Annotated in this window: 16 protein-coding genes and 1 pseudogene; 2 read left to right on the forward strand and 15 right to left on the reverse strand. The window is 72.7% G+C overall.

Features of this window, described 5'->3' with window-relative positions:
* Positions 1–88 precede the first annotated feature (88 nt).
* The 13 genes and pseudogenes from DVH02_RS30255 to hisI form a co-directional block, all read right to left on the reverse strand.
* Entirely contained in the window at positions 89–697 is a 609-nt protein-coding gene (locus tag DVH02_RS30255; RefSeq protein WP_114627043.1) for a hypothetical protein, read from the reverse strand.
* 109 nt (positions 698–806) lie between these two features.
* Positions 807–1,121, reverse strand: a complete 315-nt coding sequence (locus DVH02_RS30260) for a helix-turn-helix domain-containing protein (protein ID WP_114627044.1) — start codon at positions 1,119–1,121, stop codon at positions 807–809.
* Between the two features lie 164 nt (positions 1,122–1,285).
* The gene (gene lgt, locus DVH02_RS30265; RefSeq protein ID WP_114627045.1) at positions 1,286–2,347 is read right to left on the reverse strand and encodes a prolipoprotein diacylglyceryl transferase; all 1,062 of its coding nucleotides are present in this window, start codon (positions 2,345–2,347) and stop codon (positions 1,286–1,288) included.
* Between the two features lie 79 nt (positions 2,348–2,426).
* Entirely contained in the window at positions 2,427–3,308 is an 882-nt protein-coding gene (locus tag DVH02_RS30270; RefSeq protein ID WP_114627046.1) for a DsbA family protein, read from the reverse strand.
* 86 nt (positions 3,309–3,394) lie between these two features.
* Positions 3,395–4,207 (reverse strand): tryptophan synthase subunit alpha, encoded by an 813-nt coding sequence (gene trpA / locus DVH02_RS30275; protein ID WP_114627047.1) that lies wholly within the window; start codon positions 4,205–4,207, stop codon positions 3,395–3,397.
* Positions 4,204–5,442: a tryptophan synthase subunit beta gene (gene trpB, locus DVH02_RS30280; RefSeq protein WP_114627048.1), complete on the reverse strand. Its 1,239-nt coding sequence runs from the start codon at positions 5,440–5,442 to the stop codon at positions 4,204–4,206. Before trpB ends, trpA begins: the two co-directional genes overlap by 4 nt.
* A gap of 133 nt (positions 5,443–5,575) precedes the next feature.
* The gene (gene trpM / locus DVH02_RS36535) at positions 5,576–5,761 is read right to left on the reverse strand and encodes a tryptophan biosynthesis modulator TrpM (RefSeq protein ID WP_114627049.1); all 186 of its coding nucleotides are present in this window, start codon (positions 5,759–5,761) and stop codon (positions 5,576–5,578) included.
* A 9-nt stretch (positions 5,762–5,770) separates the two neighbouring features.
* Entirely contained in the window at positions 5,771–6,580 is an 810-nt protein-coding gene (gene trpC, locus DVH02_RS30290) for an indole-3-glycerol phosphate synthase TrpC (RefSeq protein ID WP_114627050.1), read from the reverse strand.
* A gap of 151 nt (positions 6,581–6,731) precedes the next feature.
* Entirely contained in the window at positions 6,732–7,190 is a 459-nt protein-coding gene (locus DVH02_RS30295) for a DUF2752 domain-containing protein (protein ID WP_114627057.1), read from the reverse strand.
* Between the two features lie 230 nt (positions 7,191–7,420).
* Positions 7,421–7,663 (reverse strand): annotated as a pseudogene (locus DVH02_RS30300) (HGxxPAAW family protein); the annotation flags it as partial.
* A 112-nt stretch (positions 7,664–7,775) separates the two neighbouring features.
* The gene (locus tag DVH02_RS30305; RefSeq protein WP_114627051.1) at positions 7,776–8,501 is read right to left on the reverse strand and encodes a TIGR02234 family membrane protein; all 726 of its coding nucleotides are present in this window, start codon (positions 8,499–8,501) and stop codon (positions 7,776–7,778) included.
* A gap of 64 nt (positions 8,502–8,565) precedes the next feature.
* Positions 8,566–10,443 carry a chorismate-binding protein gene (locus tag DVH02_RS36540; RefSeq protein ID WP_233518548.1) on the reverse strand — a complete coding sequence of 626 codons (1,878 nt, stop codon included), beginning with the start codon at positions 10,441–10,443 and terminating at the stop codon, positions 8,566–8,568.
* 11 nt (positions 10,444–10,454) lie between these two features.
* Positions 10,455–10,814 (reverse strand): phosphoribosyl-AMP cyclohydrolase, encoded by a 360-nt coding sequence (hisI, locus tag DVH02_RS30320; protein WP_114627052.1) that lies wholly within the window; start codon positions 10,812–10,814, stop codon positions 10,455–10,457.
* 83 nt (positions 10,815–10,897) lie between these two features.
* Here hisI and DVH02_RS30325 point away from each other — a divergent pair, with 83 nt between their 5' ends.
* The gene (locus DVH02_RS30325) at positions 10,898–11,533 is read left to right on the forward strand and encodes a TIGR03085 family metal-binding protein (protein ID WP_114627053.1); all 636 of its coding nucleotides are present in this window, start codon (positions 10,898–10,900) and stop codon (positions 11,531–11,533) included.
* 44 nt (positions 11,534–11,577) lie between these two features.
* Here DVH02_RS30325 and DVH02_RS30330 read toward each other — a convergent pair whose 3' ends face one another.
* On the reverse strand, positions 11,578–12,597 hold the full coding sequence (locus DVH02_RS30330; protein ID WP_114627054.1) for a GlxA family transcriptional regulator: 1,020 nt from the start codon (positions 12,595–12,597) through the stop codon (positions 11,578–11,580).
* 52 nt (positions 12,598–12,649) lie between these two features.
* On the opposite strand from DVH02_RS30330, the gene DVH02_RS30335 reads away from it, so the two are divergent.
* On the forward strand, positions 12,650–13,045 hold the full coding sequence (locus DVH02_RS30335; protein WP_114627055.1) for a cupin domain-containing protein: 396 nt from the start codon (positions 12,650–12,652) through the stop codon (positions 13,043–13,045).
* A 66-nt stretch (positions 13,046–13,111) separates the two neighbouring features.
* Here the strand turns inward: DVH02_RS30335 and bdeA are convergent, their stop codons facing one another.
* Entirely contained in the window at positions 13,112–14,026 is a 915-nt protein-coding gene (gene bdeA, locus DVH02_RS30340; protein WP_407697697.1) for a bis(hydroxyethyl) terephthalate hydrolase, read from the reverse strand.
* Positions 14,027–14,259 lie beyond the last annotated feature (233 nt).

The following is a 14,259-nucleotide window of genomic DNA, read 5'->3' on the forward strand; positions in this document are numbered from 1 at the left end:
CACGGCGGGGCCGGCCGTCGCCGGCGACGGCCGGCCCCGCCTCACCATGCGGTCTCGCTGCGACGCGGCGGACGCGTCAGGTCGTGCGTCAGGCGCGCAGCGCGCTCGCGGCCTGGTGCACCCAGCGCTCGCGGGTGATGGTGTCCCCGGCCTTCGGGCTGGCGCTGTCGACCCAGTTGACCTGGTAGGCGACGTTGGCCGACTCGTAGGCGTTCACGAAGTACACGACGTTGCCCACGCCCAGCACGAGGACGAGGACCACGCACTTGGCGCCCAGGTTGTCGTCGGCCGTGACCGGGTCCCCGAACTCGGCCCGCATCGCGGCGACGGTCTTGGTGTTGGCCTCGGCGAGGACGCGGTTGACGAGCACGTCGTTGCCGCTCTGCATGGCCGCGCCGAAGCGGTCGAAGAACGTGGCGTCCTTGGCCTCGATGGTGCCGATGACCTTGGCGGCGACCTTGGCGGACTCGGCCGAGTCCGTCTTGCCGCGGGCGAGCACCAGGTCCGGGTGCGCCTTGGCGACGGCGCCCTGCCCGAAGAACAGCCCCTCGTACACCGCGACGCCGTCGGTCTTCGCCGCCGCGGTGACGCTGCGCTGCTCCTGCTTGCTCGGTGCGGCGGAGGCGGTCACCGTCGGGCCGACGCCCGCGATCAGGAGTGACACGGCGACTCCGGCCGCGACGCGCTTGCTGGTCATTCTCATTCTGCTTTCCCCTCGTAGTGTGCACAGTTGCCCGAAATCACGGCAACCCGGTTCGCTCACGCCCTCCAGACTTCCAGGGGTTCCCCCGTAGAGCTACGGAACTTTAGGGAGGGGTCCCATTCCATTTCGGATTCGGACATATCCGCCGGTGGTGGAGAATAGCGACCGCCACCACCTCCAATCGGGACACCAAGCCGAGTTTCGACACCAGGCTCGCCACATGTCCTTTGACTGTCCGTTCCGCGATACCGAGCCGACGGGCGACCAGCCGATTCGTACCCCCCGTACCCAGCGCCAGCAGAACTTCTCGCTCGCGGTCGGTGAGGCTCTCCAGGTCCGGACTTTCGTCCGCCGACTGGAGCACCCCGCAACCGCATTGACACAGCAACCTGGCCGGGTCTTTTTCAGCTACACGCACAACACTCCTCGCATGACCGGCAACGCATTACGGGACACGCAATGCCGAGGCATCGACTGTGAATAGCCTAGACGCGGCATATGACAGCCCCCGGGGGCGTGGCGCTGGTGCACCACGCCCCCGGGGGCCGAAAATACCGCGTCGCGCGCGGCGTGCGAAGAGGTTTAGGAGTGGCCCTCCCCTGCCGCGCCGGAGAGGGGCTCCTTCGCGGAGTCCGCCGCCGCTCCCGGCTCCGTCACCTCGGTGGATTCCGCCGGTCCCGATTTCCCGGATTTCCCGGATTTAGCGGATCCCCCGGAAACCTTCGGGTCCCCGGAATCCTTGGAATCCTCACGAGGGGAAACAACGCTTGCGGAATTATCACTTCCGGAAGCTTCCGTTCCGGATTTTCCCTCGCCGGAGTCCGCGCCGGACAGCTCAGGTTCGACGATCTCCTCGCGTCCCGGCCGCTTGATCGCGGAGAGTACGAAGTAGACGACGGCGAGCGTGAAGACGACGATCGCGGTCCACACGTTGAGGCGCAGCCCCAGCACGTGGTGGGCCTCGTCGACGCGCAGGTACTCGATCCAGGACCTTCCGACGCAGTACGCGGCCACGTAGAGGGCGAACGCGCGCCCGTGCCCGAGCCTGAAGCGGCGGTCGGCCCAGACCACCAGCGCCGCGACACCGAGGCACCAGAGGGACTCGTACAGGAAGGTCGGGTGGTAGAGGCCCTCTTCCCGGTTCGGCCCCGCGCTGATCTTCAGCGCCCAGGGCAGATCGGTGGGCTTGCCGTACAGCTCCTGGTTGAACCAGTTGCCCCAGCGGCCGAACGCCTGGGCCACGGCGAGGGCGGGCGCCAGCGCGTCCGCGTAGGGCGGCAGCGCGATGCCCCGGCGGCGGCAGCCGATCCAGGCGCCCACGGCGCCCAGCGCGACGGCGCCCCAGATGCCGAGGCCGCCCTCCCAGACCTTGAAGGCGTTGACCCAGTCGCGGCCCTCGCCGAAGTACAGCTCGTAGTCGGTGATGACGTGGTAGAGCCGACCGCCCAGCAGACCGAACGGCACGGCCCAGATGGCGATGTCGGTGGTCGTCCCCGGTTTGCCGCCCCGGGCGACCCAGCGGCGGTTGACGATCCAGAGGGCCACGAACAGCCCGACGAGAATGGAGAACGCGTAGCCGCGCAGCGGAAGTGGTCCGAGATGGAGCACTCCGGTCGACGGGCTGGGAATGTAGGCAAGGTCCATAGCGGAACCGACGCTACAGTGCCGGGCGGGGCCCACGGCAACCCGCCCGGCAAATTTTCCCGCGACACGCCCGCCGAAATCAGGCCGCCGGAGTACCCTGCGGCGTCGTCGCGCCCGGCTCGGACGCGGGGGCGGAGCCGGGAGCCGACGGGGTTTCGGTGCCCGCCTTCTTGCCCTTGTTCGCCTCGGTGACCCATTTCCGCAGATTGTCGGGTGTGATGTTCTCCTCGCCCTTCTTCGGGAACACCGCCTCCCCGTTGAGCAGGACGGTCGGTGTCCCGGAGAATCCGCCGGTGCGGAAGGCCTCGGAGGACTTCTCCACCCACTTGTCGTGCGCGCCGTCCTCCACGCACGAGCGGAAGCCGGGCGCCGATTCCAGGCCGTCCACCGTGCCCGCCAGCTCCAGCAGCCGGCTGTTCTTGGCGAAGGCGTCGTCCGTCTCCGCGGGCTGGTTCCGGAAGAGCAGGTCGTGGTACGGGGCGAACTTGCCGACGTCCTGGGCGCAGGCGGCGGCGTTGGCCGCGCGCACCGATCCCGTACCGCCCATGTTGCCGTCGATGATCGTCGCGAGGTGGTACTCGACCTTCAGCTCGCCCGCCTTCTCCAGCTCGTGGATCACCGGCCGGAACGCGTTCTCGAACTGGGCGCAGGCCGGGCAGCGGAAGTCCTCCCACACCGTGAGCGTGGACGGCGCGTCCGTGGCGCCCACCGGGATCGCCAGATCGTCCTTGCCGTTCACCCCGGAGGGCGCGCTCACCGGCCCGGCCGCGCCACCGCCGCCCTTGTGCTTGCCCATGTTCACGGCGAGCAGCCCGACCGCTCCGGCCAGGGCCAGCACGCCGACCGCCGACGCCGCCACGATCAGGCCGCGCTTGCGCTTCTCGCGCGCCTTGAACTCGGCGCGTTCCTGCTGGAGCCGCTCTCTCGCGCTCCGCCTTGCCTCACGGTTCTTCTCGCTCACGCCACAGCAACGAACCGGGGAGGCGCGAACGCACCTCCCCGGCCCCAGGTCCACCCGTACGGATGACGCGGGCGCCCCCGCACCCGTCAGCGCTTGCGAACGCCCTCGGCCAGCTCGCCCGCCAGCTCACGCACCGCGACCAGCCCGGCGGCCTCGTCGGGCGCGTCCAGCATCCGCTTCACGAACGCCGAGCCGACGATCACTCCGTCGGCGAATCCGGCGACCTCGGCCGCGTGCTCCGCCGTGGAGACACCGAGCCCGACGCAGACCGGCAGCTCCGTCGTCGTGCGGGTCCGCTCCACCAGCGTCCGCGCCTCCAGGCCCACCGAGGTACGGGTGCCCGTGACGCCCATCAGCGACGCCGCGTAGACGAAGCCGCTGCCCGCGGCGGTGATCTTCGCCAGCCGTTCGTCCCGGCTGCTCGGCGCCACCACGAAGACGGTCGCCAGACCGTGCCTCCCGGCGTGCTCGCGCCACAGGGCCGACTCCTGGACGGGCAGGTCGGGCAGGATGCACCCGGCGCCGCCCGCCTCGGCCAGCTCGGCGGTGAAGCGCTCGACGCCGTACCGGTCGACCGGGTTCCAGTACGTCATGACCAGCACCGGCCGGCCGGTCGCCTCGTACGCCTCACGGACCGTGCGCAGCACGTCGGCGATCTTGACCCCGCCGCGCAGCGCGATGTCGTCCGCGGTCTGGATGACCGGCCCGTCGAGCACCGGGTCGCTGTGCGGCAGCCCGACCTCGACGATGTCGGCGCCGCCCTCGAAGACGGCCTTGACCGCCGCGATCCCGCCGTCCACGGTCGGGAAACCGGCCGGGAGGTAGGCGATCAGCGCCCCCCGGTCCTGCGCCTTCGCGGCGGCGAGGGTGTCGCTCAGCAACTGGCTGTTCCCGCTCACTTGGTGCCCTCCCCTTCGTACAGCCCGAAGTAGCGGGCGGCCGTGTCCATGTCCTTGTCGCCGCGCCCGGAGAGGTTGACCACGATCAGGCCGTCCTCGCCCAGCTCGCGGCCCACCTCCAGCGCCCCGGCCAGCGCGTGCGCGCTCTCGATCGCCGGGATGATGCCCTCGGTGCGCGAGAGCAGCAGCAGCGCCTCCATCGCGTCGTCGTCGGTCACCGCCCGGTACTCGCCGCGCCCGCTGTCCTTGAGGTACGCGTGCTCGGGTCCGATGCCCGGGTAGTCGAGCCCGGCGGAGATCGAGTACGGCTCGGTGATCTGGCCCTCCTCGTCCTGGAGGACGTAGGAGCGCGACCCGTGCAGGATGCCGGGCTCGCCCGCGCTGAGCGTGGCGGCGTGCTCGCCGCTCGCGATGCCGTGCCCGGCCGGCTCGCAGCCCACCAGCCGTACGTCCGCGTCGGGGATGAAGGCGTGGAAGAGGCCGATCGCGTTGGATCCGCCGCCCACGCAGGCCACGGCGGCGTCGGGCAGCCGCCCGGCGCGCTCCAGGATCTGGCGCCTGGCCTCCACGCCGATGACGCGGTGGAAGTCGCGGACCATCGCAGGGAAGGGGTGCGGTCCCGCGACCGTGCCGAAGAGATAGTGCGTACGGTCCACATTGGCGACCCAGTCGCGGAACGCCTCGTTGATGGCGTCCTTCAGGGTCCGGCTGCCGGAGGTGACGGGCACGACCTCGGCGCCGAGCATCCGCATCCTGGCCACGTTCAGGGCCTGGCGCTGGGTGTCGATCTCGCCCATGTAGATGGTGCATTCGAGGCCGAACAGCGCGCAGGCGGTGGCGGTGGCGACGCCGTGCTGGCCCGCGCCGGTCTCGGCGATGACGCGGGTCTTGCCCATCCGCCTGGTGAGCAGCGCCTGGCCCAGCACATTGTTGATCTTGTGCGAGCCGGTGTGGTTGAGGTCCTCGCGCTTGAGGAACACCCGGGCGCCCCCGGCCCGTTCGGCGAAGCGCCCGACCTCGGTGAGGGGGCTGGGGCGGCCGGTGTAGTCGGCCAGCAGGCCGTTCAGCTCGGCGGCGAAGGCGGGGTCTGCCTTCGCCTTCTCGTACTCGACGGCGACCTCGTCGACCGCGGCGACGAGCGCCTCGGGGATGAACTTGCCGCCGAAGGCACCGAAGTACCCCTCGGCGCTCGGGATCCGACCCTCGGGGTCGGGAATGAAGAACTCGGAAGACACGCGGGAACTCCTCGGGAAGCGACGGACGGAGAGCACCGTATGCGTCCTGGACGGACCACCCCGCGCGGAAGCCGCCCGCGGCGGGCCCGGACCGTGCGGACCGGGGTCCGCCACGGACCGGAGGGGGATCCCTTCAGGACGCGGACGCCCCGCGCCATCGCATCCCGTTGACCTGACCGGGTTCGTCCCCGATGACGTACCGCACCCGCCGTCCGCGCACCCGCCGCGCCGGTGCGCGGCACCCGCGCGGACGGCAGCCACGCGCCAGGGCGCCGTGCGGCGGCCGGTGCGGGGCGGGCGGGCGGAGGGCTGTGGTCATGGGGAGAGGTCAGTCCCGCCCGTGCCGCAGCGCGGGGTGGGCGCCCGCCGCGACGAGATCGGCGACGGCGGTCCGCGGGTCCCGCCCGGTGACGAGCGACTCGCCGACGAGCACCGCGTCGGCCCCGGCGTTGGCGTACGCGATCAGGTCGTGCGGGCCGCGCACGCCGGACTCGGCGATCTTGACGATGTGGTCCGGGATCTCGGGGGCGACGCGCTCGAAGGTGGAGCGGTCGACCTTGAGGGTCCTCAGATCGCGGGCGTTCACCCCGATGACCTTCGCACCGGCGTCCACCGCGCGCTCCGCCTCGTCCTCGTCGTGCACCTCGACGAGCGGGGTGAGCCCGATCGACTCGGCCCGCTCGATCAGCGAGACCAGGGCCTCCTGGTCGAGCGCGGCGACGATCAGCAGGATGACATCGGCGCCGTGCGCCCGCGCCTCCCACAGCTGGTACGAGGTGACGATGAAGTCCTTGCGCAGCACGGGAATGTCGACCTTGGCGCGTACGGCGTCCAGGTCGCCCAGCGAACCGCCGAAGCGGCGCTCCTCCGTCAGTACGGAGATGACGGCGGCGCCGCCCGCCTCGTAGTCGGCGGCGAGCGCGGCCGGGTCGGCGATCGCGGCGAGCGCGCCCTTGGACGGGCTGGAGCGCTTGACCTCGCAGATCACCTGGACGCCCTCGCCACGCAGCGCGGCGGCGCCGTCCTTGGCCTGGGGCGCCCTGGCGGCGCGCTCCTTCAGCTCGTCAAGGCCCACGCGCGCCTGTCGCTCCGCGAGGTCGGCGCGTACGCCGTCGATGATCTCGTCGAGCACACTCACGCGAGCGGCCCCCCTTTCGATAGCACTTCGGGCCTGGTCGCGATCCGGTCCGACCGGCGACCGGGCGGATCAGGATCAGCCATATCGATGCTAGCCGGAACAGGCCGGATGACCCGCATCCGACCGACCGGGCATGTCACCGCCGGGGGGATCACGGGGCGAGTCCGCCGCCGAAGGGCAGGTTCCTGACCACGGTGAACAGCACGAGCACCACGCCCACCGTCCACCACACGGCGGGGGCCCGGGGAATCGGCGCGGGAAGGCCCTTGCGGGCCCGTGCCACCCACACCAGCCATCCGACGGCGAAGAGCGCGTAGCCGACGACGGCCGCCGCGTTGGCGCCGAAGGCGGCGGCCAGGTCTCCGTGCGCGACGGCGTGGGCGCTGCGCAGTCCCCCGCAGCCGGGGCAGTAGAGGCCGGTGAGGGCGTAGAGCGGGCAGACGGGGTAGTGGCCGGATTCGTTCGGGTCGACCAGGCCGACGTAGGTGAAGGCCGCGCCGATCGCCCCGATCGTGAGCAGCGGTGGCAGCAACCGGCGCAGCGGCCCCCGGTCCTCACGGGGGCCGGGGGGACCGGTGGGGATCGCCCGGACGGGGCCTGGGTCGGTCATCTCGTCGTCCACCCGGTGATTGTCGCTGCTGGAACGGAAAGACGCAGCCCGGTCCCGGAGCCTGTCGGGGGCTGCCGGGCCGGGCCGCGTCTCCAGGGGTGGCGCCGGAGCGCTCAGGCGGTCTGCGCCTGCGCCTCCAGGGCGGGGGCCGGGGTGGCGGGCTCGTGCGCCGCGTGCGCGGACCGCTCGCGGGCGAGGATCTCGGCCTTGATGTCCTCGGAACGCATGTTGACCTGCTTGTTGGCGGCGGCCGCGCGGGCCAGGACCAGCTCCTCCGGCTCCTTGGGCTTGCCCAGACCGGCCGCCCGCATCGCCATCCCGACGACGCCCCCGAGCAGTATCACGGCGAAACCGCCCCAGAACGCGATCATGTTCACCGCCACCATGCCGACACCCGAGATGCCGAAGCCGATGAAGGCGATGAAGACACCGGTCCAGGCCGCCGGGGTGTGTCCGTGGCTGCTGCCCGCCATGAGTTGCTCCTCGTTGCTGTCGCGCTGGGTGAGTCGGACTGGGGTGACTCGGACGCTCACCGCACATTGTCCCGCACGGGGGTGGCGGAACGGGCCGGGGGGTGGGTGTGAATCAGCTCTCGCGTGTCGGGTCCTCGCCCCGGTCCAGGGCCTTCCACAGGTCCTCGGGACGGTCCGGGTCGACCACCGGCGCCCGGCGGGCGCCCCGGCCGGGCGCGGTGGCCGCGGGTCCCGACCCGGCGGGGCGTTCGTACCGGCCGGACATGCCGGGCCACCTCCTGCCGTACACCAGGGCCAGCAGCCCGGCGAGCAGGATCAGGACGCTGCCCGCGGCGGTCACGTAGGGCCAGGCCGTGTGGGACAGGGCGTGGATGGTGGCGGCGGTGTCGCCGGTGGTCTTCGCGGCCTTCTCGTCCAGCGCCGAGCGGTCGGAGGCGCCGAGGAAGGCGGCCAGGGCCGCGCCCGCGCCGCTCAGCGCGAGCAGCGCGGAGACCAGCAGCCGGCCGCCCCCGCGCACGGCGAAGACGGCGACGAGCGCGGCGAGGCCGACGACGGCGAGGGCGGCCGGGACGCCGGTGATGTCACGGCCGTCGGCGTCCAGCGGTACGGAACCGCCGCCGACGGCGGCCGTGCCGGCGGCCCAGCGCTGGCCGGAGGCGATCAGTACGACGGCGGCGCCCGCGGCGCCGAGCAGCAGCGCGGCGGCCAGACTGCGGCGGTCGCTCGGGCCGCCGCCGCCGTCGCCGTCACGCGCCGCGCGGGCGGCGGTGGGGGTGGAGGTGGCCGCCGGACCGGCGGCACGGGGCTGGGGTACGGGTACGGCACTCACGTACCCCACTATCCCCTACGCCCCGGTGTGCGTGGGCAGCCGGGCTCCCGGCCGCCCACGCACACCGGGTGCCTCACCCGTCCGTGAGCCGGTTCGCGGTGTGGACGGCCCGCAGCACGGCCGCCGCCTTGTTCCGGCACTCGGTGTCCTCGGAGACCGGGTCGGAGTCGGCGACGACCCCGGCCCCCGCCTGCACGTACGCCGTGCCGTCGCGCAGCAGCGCGGTGCGGATGGCGATGGCGGTGTCCGAGTCGCCCGCGAAGTCGAGATAGCCGACGCAGCCGCCGTACAGCCCGCGCCTGGTCGGCTCCAGCTCGTCGATGATCTGCAGCGCGCGCGGCTTGGGCGCCCCGGAGAGCGTGCCCGCCGGGAAGCAGGCGGTCAGGACGTCGAAGGCGGAGCGGCCCTCGGCGACCTCGCCCGTCACCGTGGACACGATGTGCATGACGTGGGAGTAGCGCTCGACGGACATGAAGTCGACCACCTCGACGCTGCCGGGCTCGCAGACCCGGCCGAGGTCGTTGCGGCCGAGGTCGACCAGCATCAGGTGCTCGGCGCGCTCCTTGGGGTCGGCGAGGAGTTCGTCGGCGAGCGCCTGGTCCTCCTGGGGCGTGGCGCCCCGGTGCCGGGTGCCGGCGATCGGGTGCACCATGGCGCGCCCGCCCTCGACCTTGACCAGCGCCTCCGGGCTGGAGCCGACGACGTCGAAGCCGTCGAAGCGGAACAGGTACATGTACGGCGAGGGGTTGGTGGCCCGCAGCACCCGGTAGACGTCGAGGGCGCTCGCGGTGACGGGGGTCTCGAAGCGCTGCGAGGGGACGACCTGGAACGCCTCGCCCGCCCTGATCCGCTCCTTGATGTCCTCGACGGCCTCCTGGTAGGCGGCGCCGCCCCACAGCGCGGTGTACTCGGGCAGCGCGGAGGCCGGCAGCGCGGTGGGCGCGGTGGGGACGGGCCTGGCGAGGTCGGCGGCCATCGCGTCGAGACGGGCGACGGCGTCGGCGTACGCCTCGTCGACCCCGGTGGCGAGGTCGTTGTGGTTGATCGCGTTGGCGATCAGCAGGACCGAGCCGTCCCGGTGGTCGAGGACGGCGAGGTCGGAGGTGAGCAGCATGGTCAGCTCGGGGATGCGCAGATCGTCACGGGCGTGGTCGCCGACCTTCTCCAGCCGCCGCACGATGTCGTAGCCGAGGTAGCCGACCATGCCGCCGGTGAAGGGCGGCATGCCGGAGGTGAGGCCCTGTCCTGGCGGTCCTGCCGTTCCGGGCCCGGCGGAGACCGGCGGGACGGGGCCGAGGTCCTGTCCTGGCGGTTCTGCCGGATCGGCCCGGGGTGGCTGGTGCGGTGCGTCGCCAGGCGCCGGTGTGCCCCCGGGGTGGTTTCCCGGGGGCATTCCGGCAACGCCGCGAGGCGCCGTGCCAGGCGTTCCGGGCCCGGCGGGGACCGGCGGGACGGGGCCGAGGTCCTGTCCTGGCGGTCCTGCCGGATCGGCCCGGGGCGGCTGGTGCGGTGCGTCGCCAGGCGCCGGTGTGCCCCCGGGGTGGTTTCCCGGGGGCATTCCGGCAACGCCGCGAGGCGCCGTGCCAGGCGTTCCGGGCCCGGCGGGGACCGGCGGGACAGGGCCGAGGTCGCGGGGGGTGTGCAGGGTCTCGACGGTGGCGCGCAGGGCGGCCAGCGGGTCGCCCTCGGTGGGGACGCCGACCGGCGGGGTGCCCTGCCAGTGGGCGCGGCCGTCGCGCTCGGTGAGGGTGGCGGCCGACCGTACCCCGACGAAGGAGTAGCGGGACCAGGAGCGGCCGTTCTCCGCCGACTCCAGCAGAAACGTCCCGGGGCGCTCGGCGGCGAGCTTGCGGTACAGGCCGACCGGCGTGTCCCCGTCGGCGAGGAGGCGCCGACTGACGGGGATGACACGGCGGTCCGCCGCCAGCTCGCGGAAGGTCTCAAGATCCATGGCCGCTGACCCTACTGGGTGAGCGGCAGGACATCGGCGTCGAAGCAGGTGCGCGCCCCGGTGTGGCAGGCGGCGCCGACCTGGTCGACCCGGACGAGCACCGTGTCGGCGTCGCAGTCCAGGGCGACGGACTTGACGTGCTGGACATGACCGGAGGTGTCGCCCTTGACCCAGTACTCGCGGCGGCTGCGCGACCAGTAGGTGCAGCGGCCGGTGGTCAGCGTGCGGTGCAGCGCCTCGTCGTCCATCCAGCCCAGCATCAGCACCTCGCCGGTGTCGTACTGCTGGGCGATGGCGGGGAGCAGTCCGTCGGCGCTGCGCTTGAGCCGGGCGGCGATGGCGGGGTCGAGCCCACCGGTCAGGCTGGTCATACGGACATTGTGCCGCGCCGGGCGGGCGGGCCGGGCCCCGGTCCACTGGGCGGACGGGGTGCGGGCGCCGTAGGCTGGGGGGCATGTCGACCCATGCAAAGCGTGAACGACTTCTGCTCGCCGACCTGTTGGAGGCGGTGGGTCCCGACGCGCCGACGCTCTGTGACGGCTGGCTGACCCGTGACCTCGCGGCCCATGTGGTGCTGCGCGAGCGGCGCCCGGACGCGGCGGGCGGGACGCTGCTGCCCGCGCTGCGCGGCAGGCTGGAGCGGGTGCAGGCCGAGTTCGTGGCGAAGCCGTACGAGGAGCTGATCCAGCTGATCCGTACGGGGCCCCCGAAGATGTCCCCGTTCGGCATCAAGCAGCTGGACGAGGCGGCGAACACGGTCGAGTTCTACATCCACGCCGAGGACGTCCGGCGGGCGCAGCCCGGGTGGACGCCGCGCGAGCTGGACCGGGTCTTCTCGGACACGCTGTGGTCGCGGCTGGAGAAGGGCGGCCGGATGATGGGCCGCAAGTCGCCGGTGGGTCTGGTGCTGCGCCGCCCCGACGGCCAGACGGCGGTCGCGCACCGGGGCACCCCGGTGGTGACGGCCACGGGCGACCCCTCCGAGCTGCTGCTGTTCGTGTTCGGGCGGCAGGCGGTGGCGGATGTGCGGCTGGAGGGCGACGAGGCGGCGATCGCGGCGGCGAGGGACGCGAAGCTGGGCATCGCGTAACGCCCGCTGCGAGCCGCGCGCACGGCGCTCCGCGAGGCGGCGTGTCACGGCCCGTCGCGGTCCGGCCCGAAGCGCAGCCGGTACGCGGACGGGGTGAGACCGGTGTGCCGCCGCATCAGGGTCCGCAGATGGGCGGCGGTGCCCAGCCCGCTGCGCCGGGCCACCACGTCGAAGCGGGATTCGCCGCGCTCGATCAGTCGGCACGCGAGGGCGAGCCGTTCGCCGGTGAGCCAGACCAGCGGTGTCGTCCCGAGTTCCGTCCGGAAGCGGCGGTGGAGGGTGGCGGGGCTGACCGCCGCGCGGGCGGCGAGGCCGGACACGGTGAGCGGGGTGTCCAGCCGTTCCTGGGCCCAGGCCAGCACGGGGGCGAGCGATTCGTCGGCCACCTCGGGTACCGGCCGCTCCACGAACTGCTGTTGCCCGCCGTCGCGGTGTGCGGCGAAGACCAGTCGGCGGCTGACCGTGTTGGCGATCTCCGCACCGTGGTCGCGGCGGACCACATGCAGCCCGAGGTCGAGCGCGGCGGCGCTGCCCGCGGCGGTGAGGATGTCGCCGTCGTCCACGAACAGCACGTCGGATTCGAGCGTGACGGAGGGGAAGCGCGCGCGGAAGCCGTCGGCCCACTGCCAGTGCGCGGTGGCCCGGCGCCCGTCGAGGACCCCGGCCTCGGCCAGGGTGAAGGCACCGCTGCAGAATCCGATCAGCCGGGCGCCGCGCGCGTGCGCCCGGCGGACGGCGTCGAGGACGGCCGGGCGCCGGGGCACCTCGATGTCGGGCCGGTTGGGGACGATCAGGGTGTCGGCCTCGTCGGCCGCCTCCAGGGCGGCGACGCCCGTCAAGGTGAAGAATCCGTCCCGCATGACCGTGCGCGGTCGCGGTGAGCAGAGCGTGAAATCGTACAGATCACGGCCGATCTCGGGCCTGTGGAGCCCGAAGATCTCGGTGGCGCAGCCGAGTTCGAAGGGGTTGGAGTTCTCGTCCACGATCACCACGACCCGGTGCGGGGCCGCATCGGGAACCGCCCGGCGGACGGGCCCGGCCGACTGCGAGGATTCTTGCGTCATACGCGATTCCTAGCACTCACACCGGCCGGTGCGCACCGTGGAGGATGAGCCCATGACCGACGAACCCATCTCCCTCGGCACGGCGCTGGCCTCCTTCGACGCTCTGTGGAGCCCCCGCATCGTGACGCGGGTCAACGACTACGACGTACGCGTGGCCAAGGTCGAGGGCGAGCATCTCTGGCACGTCCACGACGACACCGACGAGTTCTTCCTCGTGCTCGACGGGGAGTTGCGCATCTCGCTGCGTGAACCGGCCGGGGAGCGCACCGTGCGGCTCCCCCGGGGCTCGGTGTTCACCGTGCCCCGGGGGACGGAGCACAAGCCGTACACTCCGGCGGGCGCCTCGATCCTGCTGTTCGAGCCCACCGGCACACCGACCGTCGGCGACCGCCACGACGAGATCCCCGACCACGTCGACGCGACGACGGGGCACGCCCTCGGTACGTGATGCCGAGCGCCGTGTCCTGCGGCGTTCCGGCCACGGCCCGTCACCGCGGCCGGTGTTGGTCCCGGGTCAGGACGTGTGCGGACAGTTGCCCCGGTACTCCACGATGGTGGGGCCCGCCTGCGGCAGCGGGCAGAGGAACTGCTCGTAGCGGGTGTCGTTGTCGATGAAACGCTTGAGCCAGGACACGCTGTACTTCGCGATCGTCGTGTTCGCCGTGGCCGGAGCGGAGTGGGTGGCTCCCCTCAACTCCAGGTACGCCTTGTCGAGCGAGCCGGGGAGCGACTCGTAGAACGGCTCGGAGTGCGTGGCGACCGGGGCGGTGGTGTCGCCGTCGGCCCCGACCAGCAGGGTGGGGGTCCGCACCTGCGACCAGTCCTTGGTGAGGTTCCAGGCGGTCAGCGGGACGGCCGCCTTGAGCGAGGTGCGGCTCTTGGCGGCCTCCAGGCTGCCGCCCCCGCCCATGGAGTGGCCCATGACGCCCAGTCTCGTGCCGTCGATCCGGCCGCTCACGGTCGAACCGCGCGTCAGGTAGTCGAGTGCGGCGAGGAGTTGACGGCCCCGGCTGTCGGGGGCGTCCAGGGTGGTGTTGGTGTCGATGGTGAAGACGACGAAGCCCTGGGAGGCGAGCCGGGGGCCGAGCCAGGCGATGTTCGACTGGGTGGCGAGGAAGCCGGGCGCGACGGCCACGGCCCCGAAGGTGCCGTCGGCGGTGGTGGTCGGGTAGTAGACGGTGCCGCCGCCGAACCCGGTGACGCTCGCGGAGGGGACGGTGGTCTGCGCGACGGCGTAACTGCCGCGCGCGGCCTCGATACTGGCCACTGTGGGCGCGGGACCGCGCTCGTACGGATTGTCGGCCACCAGCGCCTGGGCGCCGGAGGCGCCGGGGATCAGCGCGGCGAACAGGCCCAGGGTCGTGAGGGCCGCCGCCCATAAGCCCCTGGCGGTGCGGGGGGTGGCGGGCGGTGAGGAGTGCTGACGCACGATGGGGGGTCCTCTCGGTCGTGACGGAGCCACGCCGGAAGCCGTACGGGTGCACCGGAGTGGGACCGCGATATGACTGGCGGTCGCCAGTGTCGCGGCGCACCCGGCACGAAGGCATCAGCGGATTCACGGACCGTGACGAACGCGGCCGGAACTGGCCTGAACCGGTCGCCAACCGGCCGGTAACCGCCTGCGGACCCCCGGGGGGCGGCCCGGGGGTCCGCAGGCGGTTA

This window comes from Streptomyces corynorhini, assembly GCF_003346515.1.
Classification (GTDB): Bacteria; Actinomycetota; Actinomycetes; order Streptomycetales; family Streptomycetaceae; genus Streptomyces; species Streptomyces corynorhini.